The following is a 12968-nucleotide window of genomic DNA, read 5'->3' on the forward strand; positions in this document are numbered from 1 at the left end:
GTGGGTACTCACTATGACTAACGCTGAGGACACGCTGAGGTTCCGGGGTCCGGACAAGAAAAGTGCAGGTCAGAGGCCCGTCCGGACAGTGTCCGGGGGGCGGCCGGACAGTGTCCGGCCGCCTGTCCGGGGGTCAGTCCCGGCCGTCGTTCTCGGCGAGCTGGAGCACGAGCGGCCAGGCCGAGAACGCCGCGTCGCCGATCGCCCTCTCGTGCTCTGCGGGCTGGTCGGCCAGGTCCCGGGTCCCCTCGTTGAACCCGGCGACCATCTCCGCCGCCTGGTCGGCGAGGTCGTCGAGCGTTTCCTGTCGTGCGTACTCCGGGCGCAGGTCGTGCCAGTAGGGGCCCACCTTGGGCGGGGTGCCTTCGAAGGACTCCCCCGCGACCACGAGCGCGTCGACCGTCTCGTGCTCGACCATGTACCAGGACAGCACCTTGGCCCACGCGCTCTCGGTGCTGTAGCTCTCGACCACGAACAGGTGGGGCAGCTCTCCAATGTGCCTGCCGGGTCCGGCGACGGCCACGGTGAAGGCGCGCACGGTCTGCCGGTAGTCGTAGGGCAGGTCGTACAGCGGCGCTCCGGTGAACTTGGCCTCGACGGGCTGGGGGGTTGCAGTGGCGCTCATCGTCTCGGTCCTCTCTGTCCGGACACTGTCCGGATGGCTGTCCGGCCGGTGTCCGATTGCTGGCGCTCATGCAGGTCGGCGCACGTCCGGACGTGTCCGGACGGGCTGTGGGTCAGGCGGCTGCGAGCTCGGCGCCGAGGTCGGCGATGAACGCGGCGGCCGTGCCGCGGGCGGGCTGGGCGGTCTTGATGAGCTGCCAGATCTCGCCGGGGGTGATGTCGAAGGGGACGGCAAGCTCGGTGAGGATCAGGCCGCCGTCGAACACGGTCAGGTGGCCCGGCAGGTGGGCGGCCGTGCGCGAGCCCTCGTGCGGCCGGTAGGTCGTCGGGGCCTGGTCGGCGCGGCCGTGGACGGCGACCTCGGCGGCCAGGCGGTCGTAGTCGCTGTGCAGGCGGATGAGGGCGACGAGCACGGCGTTGGCTACGTCTTCGTCGCGGGCGTCGAGGTGCCGGGAGAGGTCGAGGAAGCGGGCGCGCAGCTCGTTCTCCTGGCGGACGTGCTCGGGGTCGGCGGGGAGCAGGTCGGGCAGGTCGGGCGCGTATCCGGTGGCGAGCGCCGAGACGTGGTCGATGACCGCGGCCGGGATGCCCGTCTCCGCTCGGGCGGCGGCCATGCGGGCGCGCCACAGGGCTTGGTCGGCCTCGTCGGGGAGGCGGTCGGTGCCGGTCGCCTTGCGGAGCTCTGTGGCTGCGCGCTTCAGGTTCCGGGCGATGGTGCGGAGCGCGTTGGCCTCGGGGTGGTCCTGGGCGCGGCCTCGGACGATCTCGGCGAGGAGCTGGGCGCGGGTGGCGGCGTTCGCGTGCGTGTTCATGTCGGGGATCCCTTCGGGGCGGTCAGGCGGCGCAGACGAGGCGGGCGGCAGCCGCGTGGTAACAGGCCGAGGAGCGCAGGCCGGCCGGGCAGTTGCACTGTCCGGTCGCGGCCGTCCGGTAGACCTCGCTGCCGTCGTCGGAGACGGCGAGGAAGATGCGGTTCTGACGGAGGGGCACCAGGCCGCCGAGCTCCAGGAGTTCGACGGCCTTGGCGACCTGGTACGGCTTGAAGTCCGGGAGTCGGGCGGGCGCTTCGCGGCGGATCGCCAGTCGACATTTGGGGCCGTAGCCGTCCGGGCTGGGTCGGCGGAGGATCCTGCGGCATTTGAGGCACCGGACGGGGTGGGTCGCGCTGGCCGGTGTGCTCATGTCCGCCTCTTTCTTGGTGGTTTGTGGTTACATCCACCATTCTTTCCCAAATCGACTTGGGTAACCGAGTTTGGGTAAAGAGGGTTCGCAAAGTATTGGCAAAGTGTGCAGGTCAGAGACGTGATCGGGGCGCGTCCGGACAGCAAGAAGCCCCGCCCTCCACCAGCGGAGAGCGGGGCTTCCAGCGACGTCCGGACCACGTGCGGACGGGCCCGACGGCCGACCTGGCGAGCACGCGGGGAGGGGCGAGTGCGGAAAACACCAACCGGACACGGCTAACGGGTTTGCCCAACCCTCCTTGTGGAAGACTCGGCCCCATGACCACGCGAAAGAACGCCGAGCCTCACGAGCCCAGCCAGAACCTCACCGACGCCCTCGATGAGCTGGCCAAGGCCGAGGCGCTACTGGAGGAGAAGAGGCAGGCCGCACGCAAGGCCGTCGCCGACGAACTGCGAGCCTCTGGCCTGTCTCACGCCAAGATCGCCGCGCTGACGCCGTGGACCGAGGAGACCGTGCGCGGCATCGCCCGCGAGCACGGCGTCGCCCCGAAGCGGAAGCCGACCGTGCGCTCCATCAAGGACTGACGCCGGTCAGCTCCGCCGGGCCGATTCGCGGCCGCCGACCTTTGCCTGAATGCGGGCGATGTCCACCTTGGCCCGGGCGACGACCGTGACGACTGCGACACCGCAGCCACCGAGGAGCACCCACACGAACGCTGTCGTACCCGCCATGCCGCCACCTTCCGAATTCACCGGCCGGGGAGCATACCCTCACGGAACCGACGGCGCGGGCGGTATCAGGCACCCCCGTCCGGCCATGACTTCAGCAGTCGGCCGCCGTCCGCCTCGTCGGTGAGCGTGATGCGGGCACCGGCGCGGCTTCCGCGCTCGCCGATCCACCGCGTGTACTTCTTCTCGGCCGTCGGCAGGTCGGACCACCAGCCGTGCATGACGGGCCTGTCGCCGGTCAACAGGGTCAGGTGAAATCGCAGGGTGCCCACGACGGCAGGCTACGACCCGTCGGCCACGATCGTCAGGGCAACCCCCGCCTCGCGGGCCGCTTCGCGCAGCACGGCCAGCGTGTCCGCCAGTGGTGCACGAGGCCCGCCGCGGGGAGTGGTGGCGAGGAGGCAGGGCATGCAGCGGTCCAGCCAGCGGCGGCCATGCCCGGGCACGTCGACGACCCCGGTCACCCTCGCGGGATCGCCGCAGCGCACGCACGGATGACTGCCGTCGAGCCGCTCGACGCCTGCGCTCTGGCGTGGCGCCCACGGCGGGGCGGGGTCCAGATCCGCCGGGTCGATGCCGAGGGATCGCAGCAGGTCAGCGTCGTTCATGCAGCTCCTCCTCCTCGGCTTCCGGGAACCTACGCCGCCCGATGGTACTCAGCACCCGGCGTAGACCCGAACACATGTCCGATAGTCCGTCGCGCCTGGCCATGTTGCGCTTCGCTCGCCGCATCGCCGTGCAGCAGGTCGAGCAGATCGACCGCTGGATCGCCGACGAGGAGCGCCGCGAGGCCGAGCGCGAGCAGGGCGAGCGGGCCCGGCCGCCCACTCCGGACTGGATCATGGAGCTCGGCATCGGTGTCGGCTCCCGGCCCATCGAGGTCCACGTCGGCGGGTGCCACGCCGCCGGGAAGCGGCGCCGCGCCATCACTCGCGAGCAGGCGCTCGCCGCACTCGCCGATGGGATCCGGGCCTGCATCCACTGCCGGCCCGATACCGAGCTCGGGGTCCTCGGGTAGTCAGGCGCTGCGTGGCTTCCGGCTGGAAGTCTTCTTTGCCGTGGTCTTCTTCGCTGCGGCCTTCTTGGCAGGTGCCTTCTTCGCTGTCTTCTTTGCGGCCGTCTTCTTGCGGGGCTTCATCTCGTGGACCGTGGCGTGCTCGTCCGTCTCGCCGCGGGACTCCTTCGCCCTTTGCACGCTGGCGTTCAGGGCTGCCATCAGGTCGACGATCTGCCCGGGCTGCTGCGCTTCGCCCTCGGCCGGCTGGGCTGGTTCCTTGCCTTCGCTCTTCGCCTCGATCAGCTCTTCCAGGGCGTCCCGGTACGCGTCGCGGAAACCCGAGATGTCGTCGACGGTCATGCTCTCGGCGAGCTGCACGGCTTGCTCGATCTCACCCTCGTCCAACTCGGTCTTCTTCGGGGCCAGCTCCGCCGGGTCGCGGATCTCGTCCGGCCATCGCATCGCGTGGAGCACGATGGCGTTGTCGCGGACCCGCAGCAGGCCGAGCCGTTCGCGGTTGTGCCAGGCGAACTTCGCGATGGCGACTTTGTCGGAGCGCTCCAGCGCCTTGCGAAGCAGGATGTACGGCTTCGCGGCTACCTGCCCGTCGGCTGCCAGGTAGTAGCTGTCACCGATTCGCACTGGGTCGATCGTGTCGGCATCCACGAACGCCACGATCTCGATCGCCTTGGCTGTGGGCAGGGGCATCTGGTCGAGCTCTGCGTCCGTGATCGGGATCGTTTCGTCCTTGGTGAGCTCGTAGCCCTTGCCGATCTCCTCCTGCGGTACGACCTCGCCGTCGATCTCGCACACCTTCCGGGTACGGACTCTGCCCATGTCTTCCAGGTGGACCTGGTGGAAGCGGATCGAGTGATCCTCGGTGGCACCGACCACCTTGATAGGGATCGTGACCAGGCCAAAGCTGATGGCCCCGCTCCAAATCGTCGACGGCATGCATACCTCCAGGACCCCCCTGCGAACCGGTCGGGCAGCAGTCCAGGCCGCGGCAGAGAGAGATCTGGGCCACCGCCCGTACAGCGATCCTTACGCCGGACCGGGCCCTGCGCACCCCGGCCAGCCGGATGCGCCCGCCATCACCCCGGGCCACGCTTGAGGGATGAGCACGCCGATAGTCGTCCAAGGCCTCTCCCCCACCGGCGGGCGGAGGGTCACCATCAACGGGCAGATCGTCGGGCTCGCCCACACGGACAACGACCTCGTCGAATTCCTGAGGCGGGCCGGTCTCGACGACGCCTGGGATCTCCTCGACGACGCGCACTGGATCGAATGGCGCGGTGGGCGGGCCCACCGGTACGAAGCGGCGTGATCTACCCGAAGCGGTAGAGCAGGCCGAAGACGATGACGCGCATCATGATGCCGCCGACGATCCACTGACTTCCCCCTTCGGGACGGACCGATAAGCGAGCTGGGTGTTTACCCAGCCCTCCTGAGGGAAAGCCAAGACAAACCTGAAAATTCATACATAATTCGATTGGTAACGCAGCAATAGGACAAGCTCAGCGACCTATTCGTTCACTCCCAGCCGAGCACTCCCCGCGTCACGTCACTCAGCAACTTGGGCAAAGTCCACGCAGCGGTGCCTAGCACACCTCCTCCCACCGGAGGCTGCGCATCCCAGGACGCAGGCCGATTGCCTCATCGTTGTCCGCCCACCGGAGGAAGTGACGCCTCATGCTGCCCACCATCGCCGCCAACATGGACCCCACCGCCATGAGGGTTGCCCGTCTGCTCCCCGCGTTCTTGATCCTCCGCGTCCAGCAGCGACAGCGCGGACCGGCACTTGGAGCAGGCAGGGTTGATCCAGATTTCCATGATCTCTCTCGGACTTTCGATCGTTCGGTTCCGTGGGGTCGGAGCGCCCCGCCCGGACGCGTCAGGTAGTCAGGCCGGCGAGGGCGAGGAATTCGCTGCGCGAGCGGGCGTCGCTGCGCAGCGTGCCGAGGAGCGTGGAGGTCAACGTGCTCGCCCCGGTGGCCTGGACGCCGCGCAGCGTCATGCAGGTGTGCTCGGCCTCGATGACGACGCCGACCCCCTTGGGCTCCAATTGGGTCTGCAGCCAGTCGGCGACCTGCTTGGTGAGACGCTCCTGGAGTTGAGGCCGACAGGCGAAGTGCTCGACGACCCGGGCCAGTTTCGAGAGGCCGAGGATCCGGTGACCGGGCAGGTAGCCGACGTGGGCAATGCCGACGAAGGGCAGTAGATGGTGCTCGCACACCGAACGCACAGGAATGCCGCGGGCCAGTACGAGTTCGTCGTAGCCTTCGTCGTTCGGGAACGTGGTCAGGTCGAATGGGCGGGGGCTGAACAGTTCGGCGTAGGCGCGTGCCATGCGCCAGGGGGTGCCGCGCAGGCTCTCGGTGTCGGTGCTGATGCCGAGAGCCTGCAGGAACTGTTCGGCAGCGCGTTTGGCGGCGACCAGGTCGATGCTGTCGGTTTCATGGACGACGCGCAGTGCCACCGGGGCAGGTGTGCGTATCTCCGGCTCGCCCGGTGTCAGATGCAAGGCGGTGTGGGGATGCTGAGTCATGTCAGCTGCCACCGATACCGAGGGCGGTGAGTAGCACCAGGACGACGGTGACGACGGCGAAGAGCCCGTGTCCGGCGACCACTGGCACGGGGAAGTACCGCTCGGCAGGCTCGGACTGCTCTCCTGCGGCGGCCGGGGTGGCCTGACCAGCTCGGTACACAGGGAGCCAGCGGGCCAGCATCGTAAAGCCGAGCAGGGCGACGGGCACGAGCAGGCCGAAGGCGGTCCAGGCCAGTGCATCCTTGTCGGCGATCACGTAGATGATCCAGACGACCAGGCCGATCGCTGCGAGGGCGAAGTGCCCGAAGACGACGGGGACGGGCAGCCGGCCGCCGCCGCCTCGTGCGCCACCGCGTGAGAGCCAGATTCCGAGCATGTAGAAGCCGCCGAGAGCGGTGATCACCCAAGTGATCAGTGCGGCGATGTCCATGAGAACTCCTCGAAGTGAAATGCGTACCACCGCGGCCACAACTGTGCGCGACCACGCTGTTGGATGTGATCAGTCGGTGGGGCCAGGGGGGCGGTGGGTGGAGACAAAGCCCTCGGCCTGGGTGGCCTCATCGGCGACCCGTACGCCGTAGCGGTAGGCGAGCTTCCCGCCCAGGTATCCCGAGACGCCCAGGACCACGAAGCTCACGGCGTTCAGCGTCAGCATCCCGCCTCCCACGCCGGCACCAGGTGCGTGGCCGGCGTGCCGCCACAGGAAGTTGGCGGCGTAGGCGACCGTCACCAGCAGGTTCAGCGTCATGTGGACGAGGCCGACGCGGAACGCCCGGGTGCCCGGCGGAATCGCGAACAGGTCCAGGAAGCCGACCACCCCTGCGGCCAGAGCGCCGAGCACCCCGAGGGCGATCAGCCACATCGCTCCCTGGGCCAGGAACGCCGGGTCATGTACGAGGTGCGAGGCGATATCGAAGACCAAGCTGCCCGCCCATGCCCCGATCGGGACAGTGACCAGGATCGGATGGAAGGGGTGCCCGTACGGTCCGGCCAGCGCAGCACTCACCGGCTGCTTGGCCCGCTCGTGCGATGGATCCATCATGCCGACCACCTCCAGTTTCACTAACGAATCTTGGTCTTATTCAGCTGGGGCGTCAAGAGACCTGGCCACACGCCGATCTGAACGAGGATTCGCTGGTTGCACCTATTGGCGTGCGCGTTACTGTGGAAAGGTGACCTCCGATGCAACGCCGCAGACTCCCGCAGGTGACGCCGCGATCGAGTCCGTCAGCGTCCTCAGCGAGGACTCCCGACGGCAGATGTTCGCGTTCATCCGAAGTCAGCGTCGTCCCGTGACCCGGGACGAGGCGGCGGCCAGCGTTGGCATCTCGCGCAAGCTCGCCGCCTTCCACCTCGACAAGCTTGTGGATGCCGGTCTTCTGCGTGCCCGGTACGGCTCACCCGGCGGGATCCGAAAGGTCGGCCGCCAGCCCAAGGTCTACGAGCCCACTGACAGCGAGATCCGCGTCAGCATCCCCGACCGCCGCCACGAGCTACTGGCCGACCTCCTACTGGAGGCCGTGCTGACCGAGAATGAGGGGGAATCCGCGACTCACGCCGCCGTGCGAACGGCCGGCCAGCGCGGCCGGGAACTGGGCGAGAGTGAACGGGAGCAGACACGCCCCGGCCGGCTCGGCGCAGAACGCGGACTGAGCGTCTGCGAGCGGATGCTCGACCAGCACGGCTTCGAGCCCTTCCGTGAAACCCCCACCCAGCTACGGCTGCACAACTGCCCCTTCCACCCCCTGGCAGCCAAGGCCCCCGATCTGGTGTGCGGCATGAACCACGCCTTCATCGCCGGCTACCTGCAGGGCCTGGAGGTCAGCGGTATGGAGGCCGTCCTGGCACCCCGCCCGGGGGAATGCTGCGTCCAACTCGGTCCCACCATGGGTGATGTACCCGCGACTGAGATGTGATCCCCCGCCCCATAGGGGGTGAACGAAGCCCCGCTGAAGCGCCCGAGGCCGACGCGATCGCCACCTCCCGGCAGCGCGGTACTCCGTGCCTGGCGTGTCCCGGTGGGTCAGTCGGTACCGCGAAACTGCCTGCGTAACCACGCGTCAAAAGCGAGCCAGTCCTGGCGGGCCCGGGCGGGTCTTCACTGCCGGGTAGGCGGCTCCGGTACCCGAAAAAATCGCGGTGGGAACGTCGAGGATGATTCGCGGGCCGGTCCAGGGCCGGCTAGAGCTGCCCACTTCCCGCGCGCAGCCCGCCTGCCGTCTATACCTTGGAGCGGCGCACGGAGGCGGGTCCTCGTATCCATGCTGGTCACCGTCCTACTTCTCTGACCTGCTGACAGCGGGTGCAGTGGCGGGCTTGCGGCACGATGCGAAGCCGGTCCAGAACGATGGGCCGTGTACACAGTTGGCACCTGCCGTACCGGCCTTGATCGATGCGCTGCAATGCCGCCTCCACATCGGCGAGGACCATGCGCGCGGACGCGGCGAGCTTGATGTGGACCTCAATCTGCGAAGCGCACTGCTGCCCGCGCACCTTGTCTGCCCGCGCCTGCGAGACCTCTCCGATCTGCTGCAGCTGCCCCTGACGGAAGAGGCGCTGCTCCTGCAGGCTCTCGCGCAACGCGGCAACGTTCCCAGGGCTCAGACCCGCGTTGTCGACGCCGATGGCCTACCTGTCCACTTCTTCATGCCTCGCGCGAGCGAGCTGGAGAAGCCGCGAGTCATGCGCACGACGCTGGCGGGCCTCATGCCCCATGACACGGTTGGGGCGGGATTCGGGTCGGGCGGCATCGGGCGACATGGGGATGCAGTCCTTTCAGAGGTCGGTGTTCGGGAGCGGCCGGGCGATGTCTGTCGTGGCGGCGGGCTGCGGGCCACGGCTGCCCGCGGCCGGGGCGTCGGAGCAGCCGTGTGGTCCATGGCTCCCACACTGCTCGGCCCGGTCACGGAACACCATCGGCGGCAGCACCCATTTACGGCAGGCCCGAAGACGTAGACGCCAGAGAAGAAGAGGCTATTCGACCCCCCGGCGTGGGACGCGGGCGAGTTTCGACAGGCCCAGAAGGCACTGTCCGGCGAGGTAGCCGATGTGGGCCGGACGAATGGAGGTGGTGCTTACAAGCCGCGTGTGCCCGGAATTTGCCCGTGGCCTGCGGACGCTGGATGTGTGATTCATTGGCCTATGCCGCTTTGACCCCACCACGAAGGCGTACGTCGCCCGCAGAATCACCGAAGGGAAGACCTCCCGCGACGCGCAGCGATGACTCGAGCGCGCGATCTGTCGCCAGATCTTCAAGATCCTCGAACGGACCGACCAAACCAAGATCGGGAGCATCAAGGAATTTGCTCAAGCAGCTTGACACGATATAGCAACCTCGGGGGGTGACTGCCCGTTGGTGTGACGAGCGAGTCTGGGCAACTGTGGTGGAAGGAAGCTGGATAGGTGCTGACCGCCAGAACCCTGACTGTGGCGCCGCAGCGTTCCCCTTCGCGACGGCGTGAGAGCGGAAGGTTGCCAGCTGCGACTTCTGCTTGTCGGGCGCGACGGCGGGGATCGGAGGTTCGCCATGAGTGTGCCTGTGGTGGTGGGTGTGGATGGTTCGGCGTCGAGTCTGGACGCGGTGGATCTTGCGGCCCGTGAGGCGCGTTTGCGCGGGTGTGGGTTGAAGGTGGTGCACGCATTCATCTGGCCGATGATGCACGTGCCGCTCGGCCCGTCGTCGCTGGGCCCGCCAGAGGGTGGGCTGCGCAACATAGCCAACCGGATGGTGGCCGAGGCGGTGGAGCGTGCGCGTTCCGCCGAGCCGGAGTTGGAGATCACCAATGCTGTGGTCACAGGTGAGCCGCTGACGGTGCTGGAGGCCCAGTCGCGAAAGGCCGAGCTGGTCGTGGTCGGTAGCCGGGGCATGGGAGGCTTCGTAGGGTTGCTGCTGGGGTCGACGGCAGTGCATCTGGCCGCGCACGGCCAGTGCCCGGTCCTTGTGGTGCGGAAGCAGGTACGTCCCGCCCGTCAATTCCTCCTGGGTGTCGACGGCTCGCCGGCCGGCGATGGGGCGGTCCAGTTCGCTTTCGCGGAAGCCGCCCTGCACGGTGTCGGCATTGTCGCCTTGCGCGCATGGACCCCCTGGAATACAACAGCACCTCCTCCGCAGGATCCGGCGATGCCGTACTCATATGAACCGGGCATGCTCGCAGACGGTGAGGAGCGACTGGTGACAGAGGCACTTGCAGGTCACAGCGAGAGGTATCCAAGCGTCGCCGTCGAGCACAAAGTGGTGCGGGGCGCAACCCGTGAAGTGCTCATCGACGCGAGCAGGGAGGCCGGGCTGCTCGTTCTCGGCGCCCGGGGCCGCGGTGGATTTGCCGGCTTGCTGCTCGGATCGGTCAGCCAGGCCCTGCTGCACCATGCGCACTGTCCTGTCGCTGTTGTACGGGGCTCTGATTCCCGGCCGTGAGGCCGCCCCGCGTGCCGGGGCACCCAGGGCGGCCCTCGCGGTCAGTGCGCACCATGGATCGTCCGCTCATGAGGTCCTGCTGCTCGTGGCGACCGACAGGCGTGGGCTGAGCGGCGACGAGGTGGCGCGGGGTCTGGAGCGCTTCGGTGCCAACGTGCTGCCCACCACAGCAGGCGGGGCTGTGGTGGCGGATCCTGCGCCATTTCCCCCATCCGCTGATCTACGTCTTCCTCACAACCGGCGCGATCACTGCGGCGTCGGGTGAGCCCATGGACTCCTCGCTGATCTTCGCGGTGTGCTGGTCGACGCGCTGGTCGGGTTCATTATGTCCCGGCGGGTTCTGGAGGCTGTCGCCGTCACGCTCGTCGGCAGGGCAGGAGGCCGCCTTGTCGCCGTCCTGCACACGCGGGTGAGCCGGACGCCACTATTGCGGGTGGTTATGGCCCTGCCCGATCCCGCCTGCACCGTTCCGAAAGTTCTGTGCGTCGATGATTTCGCCACCCGCCGCGGACAGCACTACGGCACCCTGCTCATCGACTGCGATGTTGGAGCCGGTCGGTGGTGTAGAGGCGGACGACCTTTTCGTAGCGTTGAGCGGTCGTCAGCCAGTGCATCTGCGCGGCGAAGGCCTCGGCGCTTTTGAGTGCGTTGGTCACTTCGGCCTGAGCCACTGGAGAGCCCTCCAGCTCGTTCAGGCCGCGCCGCTCACCGTTCAGCGACCCTGCCGTGTCCCAGGGGTGCTTGCGCCGCAGAGCGGTCCCGCGATTTATCGATCGCGGCGATGTCCGGGTGGTGCAGGTCGAAGGCCGGCGATTCACTGCGGATCCGCGGCAGGGTAAGGAAGTTGTGGCGCGGGGGTGGGCACGACGTCGCCCATTCGAGGGATCGGCCGTAGCCCCACGGATCGTCGACTTCGACCTTCTTGCCGCATTTGGCCGTCTTCCACACGTTGTAGAAGAACGGCAGCACCGACAGGCCCAGGAGGAAGGAGCTGATCGTGGAGATAGTGTTCAGCGCGGTGAAGCCGTCCGTTGCCAGGTAGTCCGCGTACCGGCGCGGCATTCCTTCTGCGCCCAGCCAGTGCTGGACGAGGAAGGTGCCGTGGAAGCCGGTGAACAGCGTCCAGAAGGTGATCTTGCCTAGGCGTTCGTCGAGCATCTTGCCCGTCATCTTCGGCCACCAGAAGTGGAAGCCGGAGAACATGGCGAAGACGACTGTACCGAAGACGACGTAGTGGAAGTGGGCAACGACGAAGTACGAGTCCGTGACGTGGAAATCCAGTGGTGGGGAGGCTAGCAGAACACCGGTCAGGCCGCCGAAGAGAAACGTGACTAGGAAGCCCACCGCCCACAGCATCGGAGTCTCGAAGCTCAGGGACCCCTTCCACATGGTGCCGATCCAGTTGAAGAACTTCACGCCTGTTGGGACGGCGATGAGGTAGGACATGAAGGAGAAGAACGGCAGCAGGACGCCACCGGTGGCGAACATGTGGTGTGCCCACACCGTCGCCGAGAGGCCAGCGATCGCGATGGTGGCGCCGATCAGGCCAACGTAGCCGAAGATCGGCTTGCGGCTGAAGACCGGGATGATCTCGGTGACGATGCCGAAGAACGGCAGCGCAATGATGTACACCTCCGGGTGCCCGAAGAACCAGAACAGGTGTTGCCACAACAACGGTCCGCCGTTGGCGGCGTCGAAGACGTGCGCCCCGAATTTCCGGTCTGCCTCCAGACACAGCAGTGCGGCGGCCAGCACAGGGAACGCCAGGAGCACCAACACCGCGGTGAGCAGAACGTTCCAGGTGAAGATCGGCACGCGGAACATCGTCATGCCCGGCGCGCGCATGCAGATGATCGTGGTGATGAAATTGACCGCACCGAGGATGGTACCGAAGCCGGAGAAGGCCAGGCCCATGATCCACATGTCGCCGCCGATGCCCGGTGAGTGGATGGCATCGTTCAGGGGCGCGTAGGCGAACCAACCGAAGTCGGCCGCGCCCTGCGGGGTGAGGAAGCCTCCGACCGCGATGAGCGAACCGAACAGGTACAGCCAGTAGGCCAACATGTTCAGCCGTGGGAACGCCACGTCGGGCGCACCGATCTGCAGCGGCATGATCCAGTTCGTGAAGCCCGCGAACAGCGGCGTCGCGAACATCAGCAGCATGATCGTGCCGTGCATCGTGAACGCCTGATTGAACTGCTCGTTCGACAGGATCTGCGTGCCCGGGCGGGCCAATTCGGCACGCATGAGCAGCGCCAGCGCTCCGCCGATGATGAAGAACGTGAAGGATGTGATCAGGTACAGCGAGCCGATCGTCTTATGATCGGTGGTGGTGAGCCATGCAACCACGGCCTTGCCGCCCCGTTTCCGGTCGGGACGGCGCTCGGCTTCGGGTGCGGTTGCTCCGGCACTGCCCCATGTTGTCACTGTGACACTCCTCCGGATAGCGGTCATGTGTGTCTGACAACCTCTATA

General features: G+C 67.3%; 20 protein-coding genes and 1 pseudogene. 6 read left to right on the forward strand and 15 right to left on the reverse strand.

The genetic code is table 11. From position 1 onward, the window contains the following. Window positions 1–133: 133 nt before the first annotated feature. The 3 genes from OG963_RS14415 to OG963_RS14425 form a co-directional block, all read right to left on the reverse strand. Window positions 134–625, reverse strand: coding sequence for a hypothetical protein (locus tag OG963_RS14415; RefSeq protein ID WP_371799030.1), 492 nt, complete (start codon window positions 623–625; stop codon window positions 134–136). Between the two features lie 112 nt (window positions 626–737). Then, entirely contained in the window at window positions 738–1436 is a 699-nt protein-coding gene (locus OG963_RS14420) for a hypothetical protein (protein WP_371799031.1), read from the reverse strand. 22 nt (window positions 1437–1458) lie between these two features. Beyond that, window positions 1459–1806 (reverse strand): hypothetical protein, encoded by a 348-nt coding sequence (locus OG963_RS14425; RefSeq protein WP_327123701.1) that lies wholly within the window; start codon window positions 1804–1806, stop codon window positions 1459–1461. Window positions 1807–2123: 317 nt separating this feature from the next. Here OG963_RS14425 and OG963_RS14430 point away from each other — a divergent pair, with 317 nt between their 5' ends. Further along, on the forward strand, window positions 2124–2390 hold the full coding sequence (locus OG963_RS14430; protein WP_371799032.1) for a hypothetical protein: 267 nt from the start codon (window positions 2124–2126) through the stop codon (window positions 2388–2390). 6 nt (window positions 2391–2396) lie between these two features. Here the strand turns inward: OG963_RS14430 and OG963_RS14435 are convergent, their stop codons facing one another. From OG963_RS14435 to OG963_RS14445, 3 genes are all read right to left on the reverse strand, one after another. Continuing rightward, complete coding sequence (locus tag OG963_RS14435; protein WP_371799033.1) at window positions 2397–2537, reverse strand: hypothetical protein; 141 nt, start codon at window positions 2535–2537, stop codon at window positions 2397–2399. Between the two features lie 65 nt (window positions 2538–2602). Next, complete coding sequence (locus tag OG963_RS14440) at window positions 2603–2806, reverse strand: hypothetical protein (protein ID WP_327123704.1); 204 nt, start codon at window positions 2804–2806, stop codon at window positions 2603–2605. Window positions 2807–2815: 9 nt separating this feature from the next. After that, on the reverse strand, window positions 2816–3142 hold the full coding sequence (locus tag OG963_RS14445) for a hypothetical protein (RefSeq protein ID WP_327123705.1): 327 nt from the start codon (window positions 3140–3142) through the stop codon (window positions 2816–2818). A gap of 74 nt (window positions 3143–3216) precedes the next feature. Between OG963_RS14445 and OG963_RS14450 the strand changes: the two genes are divergently transcribed. Next, entirely contained in the window at window positions 3217–3552 is a 336-nt protein-coding gene (locus tag OG963_RS14450; RefSeq protein ID WP_327123706.1) for a DUF6233 domain-containing protein, read from the forward strand. Here the strand turns inward: OG963_RS14450 and OG963_RS14455 are convergent, their stop codons facing one another. Further along, entirely contained in the window at window positions 3553–4485 is a 933-nt protein-coding gene (locus OG963_RS14455) for a Ku protein (RefSeq protein ID WP_371799034.1), read from the reverse strand. Between the two features lie 163 nt (window positions 4486–4648). On the opposite strand from OG963_RS14455, the gene OG963_RS14460 reads away from it, so the two are divergent. Beyond that, window positions 4649–4858, forward strand: a complete 210-nt coding sequence (locus tag OG963_RS14460) for a hypothetical protein (RefSeq protein WP_371799035.1) — start codon at window positions 4649–4651, stop codon at window positions 4856–4858. Between the two features lie 440 nt (window positions 4859–5298). Here OG963_RS14460 and OG963_RS14465 read toward each other — a convergent pair. The 4 genes and pseudogenes from OG963_RS14465 to OG963_RS14480 all read right to left on the reverse strand — a co-directional run. Then, a pseudogene (locus tag OG963_RS14465) lies at window positions 5299–5364 on the reverse strand (arsenate reductase family protein); the annotation flags it as partial. A 61-nt stretch (window positions 5365–5425) separates the two neighbouring features. Next, on the reverse strand, window positions 5426–6079 hold the full coding sequence (folE, locus tag OG963_RS14470; RefSeq protein ID WP_371799036.1) for a GTP cyclohydrolase I FolE: 654 nt from the start codon (window positions 6077–6079) through the stop codon (window positions 5426–5428). 1 nt (window position 6080) lies between these two features. Beyond that, entirely contained in the window at window positions 6081–6509 is a 429-nt protein-coding gene (locus OG963_RS14475; RefSeq protein ID WP_371799037.1) for a hypothetical protein, read from the reverse strand. Between the two features lie 69 nt (window positions 6510–6578). Next, on the reverse strand, window positions 6579–7121 hold the full coding sequence (locus OG963_RS14480; protein WP_371799038.1) for a DUF2231 domain-containing protein: 543 nt from the start codon (window positions 7119–7121) through the stop codon (window positions 6579–6581). A 130-nt stretch (window positions 7122–7251) separates the two neighbouring features. Here OG963_RS14480 and OG963_RS14485 point away from each other — a divergent pair, with 130 nt between their 5' ends. Next, window positions 7252–7995, forward strand: a complete 744-nt coding sequence (locus tag OG963_RS14485) for a helix-turn-helix transcriptional regulator (protein ID WP_371799039.1) — start codon at window positions 7252–7254, stop codon at window positions 7993–7995. A gap of 352 nt (window positions 7996–8347) precedes the next feature. Here the strand turns inward: OG963_RS14485 and OG963_RS14490 are convergent, their stop codons facing one another. Then, window positions 8348–8509, reverse strand: a complete 162-nt coding sequence (locus OG963_RS14490; protein WP_371800293.1) for a TraR/DksA family transcriptional regulator — start codon at window positions 8507–8509, stop codon at window positions 8348–8350. On the opposite strand from OG963_RS14490, the gene OG963_RS14495 reads away from it, so the two are divergent. Both OG963_RS14495 and OG963_RS14500 read left to right on the forward strand, forming a co-directional pair. Further along, on the forward strand, window positions 8465–9034 hold the full coding sequence (locus OG963_RS14495; RefSeq protein ID WP_371800368.1) for a hypothetical protein: 570 nt from the start codon (window positions 8465–8467) through the stop codon (window positions 9032–9034). The genes OG963_RS14490 and OG963_RS14495 overlap by 45 nt on opposite strands. Before the next feature lie 571 nt (window positions 9035–9605). Then, window positions 9606–10493: a universal stress protein gene (locus OG963_RS14500; protein WP_371799040.1), complete on the forward strand. Its 888-nt coding sequence runs from the start codon at window positions 9606–9608 to the stop codon at window positions 10491–10493. Window positions 10494–10713: 220 nt separating this feature from the next. Here OG963_RS14500 and OG963_RS14505 read toward each other — a convergent pair whose 3' ends face one another. The 3 genes from OG963_RS14505 to ctaD all read right to left on the reverse strand — a co-directional run bounded on the left by OG963_RS14505 (window position 10714) and on the right by ctaD (window position 12947). Continuing rightward, the gene (locus OG963_RS14505; RefSeq protein ID WP_371799041.1) at window positions 10714–10896 is read right to left on the reverse strand and encodes a hypothetical protein; all 183 of its coding nucleotides are present in this window, start codon (window positions 10894–10896) and stop codon (window positions 10714–10716) included. A 127-nt stretch (window positions 10897–11023) separates the two neighbouring features. Continuing rightward, window positions 11024–11164, reverse strand: coding sequence for a hypothetical protein (locus tag OG963_RS14510; RefSeq protein ID WP_371799042.1), 141 nt, complete (start codon window positions 11162–11164; stop codon window positions 11024–11026). A gap of 34 nt (window positions 11165–11198) precedes the next feature. Then, window positions 11199–12947 carry a cytochrome c oxidase subunit I gene (gene ctaD, locus OG963_RS14515; RefSeq protein WP_371800294.1) on the reverse strand — a complete coding sequence of 583 codons (1749 nt, stop codon included), beginning with the start codon at window positions 12945–12947 and terminating at the stop codon, window positions 11199–11201. Window positions 12948–12968: the final 21 nt, after the last annotated feature.

The sequence above is a fragment of the Streptomyces sp. NBC_01707 genome (genome assembly GCF_041438805.1).
Taxonomy (GTDB): Bacteria; Actinomycetota; Actinomycetes; order Streptomycetales; family Streptomycetaceae; genus Streptomyces.

Coding starts and splice junctions, on each gene's coding strand:
- OG963_RS14415 (WP_371799030.1), bottom strand. CDS start 625: ATGAGCGCCACTGCAACCCCCCAGCCCGTCGAGGCCAAGTTCACCGGA.
- OG963_RS14420 (WP_371799031.1), bottom strand. CDS start 1,436: ATGAACACGCACGCGAACGCCGCCACCCGCGCCCAGCTCCTCGCCGAG.
- OG963_RS14425 (WP_327123701.1), bottom strand. CDS start 1,806: ATGAGCACACCGGCCAGCGCGACCCACCCCGTCCGGTGCCTCAAATGC.
- OG963_RS14430 (WP_371799032.1), top strand. CDS start 2,124: ATGACCACGCGAAAGAACGCCGAGCCTCACGAGCCCAGCCAGAACCTC.
- OG963_RS14435 (WP_371799033.1), bottom strand. CDS start 2,537: ATGGCGGGTACGACAGCGTTCGTGTGGGTGCTCCTCGGTGGCTGCGGT.
- OG963_RS14445 (WP_327123705.1), bottom strand. CDS start 3,142: ATGAACGACGCTGACCTGCTGCGATCCCTCGGCATCGACCCGGCGGAT.
- OG963_RS14450 (WP_327123706.1), top strand. CDS start 3,217: ATGTCCGATAGTCCGTCGCGCCTGGCCATGTTGCGCTTCGCTCGCCGC.
- OG963_RS14455 (WP_371799034.1), bottom strand. CDS start 4,485: ATGCCGTCGACGATTTGGAGCGGGGCCATCAGCTTTGGCCTGGTCACG.
- OG963_RS14460 (WP_371799035.1), top strand. CDS start 4,649: ATGAGCACGCCGATAGTCGTCCAAGGCCTCTCCCCCACCGGCGGGCGG.
- folE (WP_371799036.1), bottom strand. CDS start 6,079: ATGACTCAGCATCCCCACACCGCCTTGCATCTGACACCGGGCGAGCCG.
- OG963_RS14475 (WP_371799037.1), bottom strand. CDS start 6,509: ATGGACATCGCCGCACTGATCACTTGGGTGATCACCGCTCTCGGCGGC.
- OG963_RS14480 (WP_371799038.1), bottom strand. CDS start 7,121: ATGATGGATCCATCGCACGAGCGGGCCAAGCAGCCGGTGAGTGCTGCG.
- OG963_RS14490 (WP_371800293.1), bottom strand. CDS start 8,509: ATGGTCCTCGCCGATGTGGAGGCGGCATTGCAGCGCATCGATCAAGGC.
- OG963_RS14500 (WP_371799040.1), top strand. CDS start 9,606: ATGAGTGTGCCTGTGGTGGTGGGTGTGGATGGTTCGGCGTCGAGTCTG.
- ctaD (WP_371800294.1), bottom strand. CDS start 12,947: ATGACCGCTATCCGGAGGAGTGTCACAGTGACAACATGGGGCAGTGCC.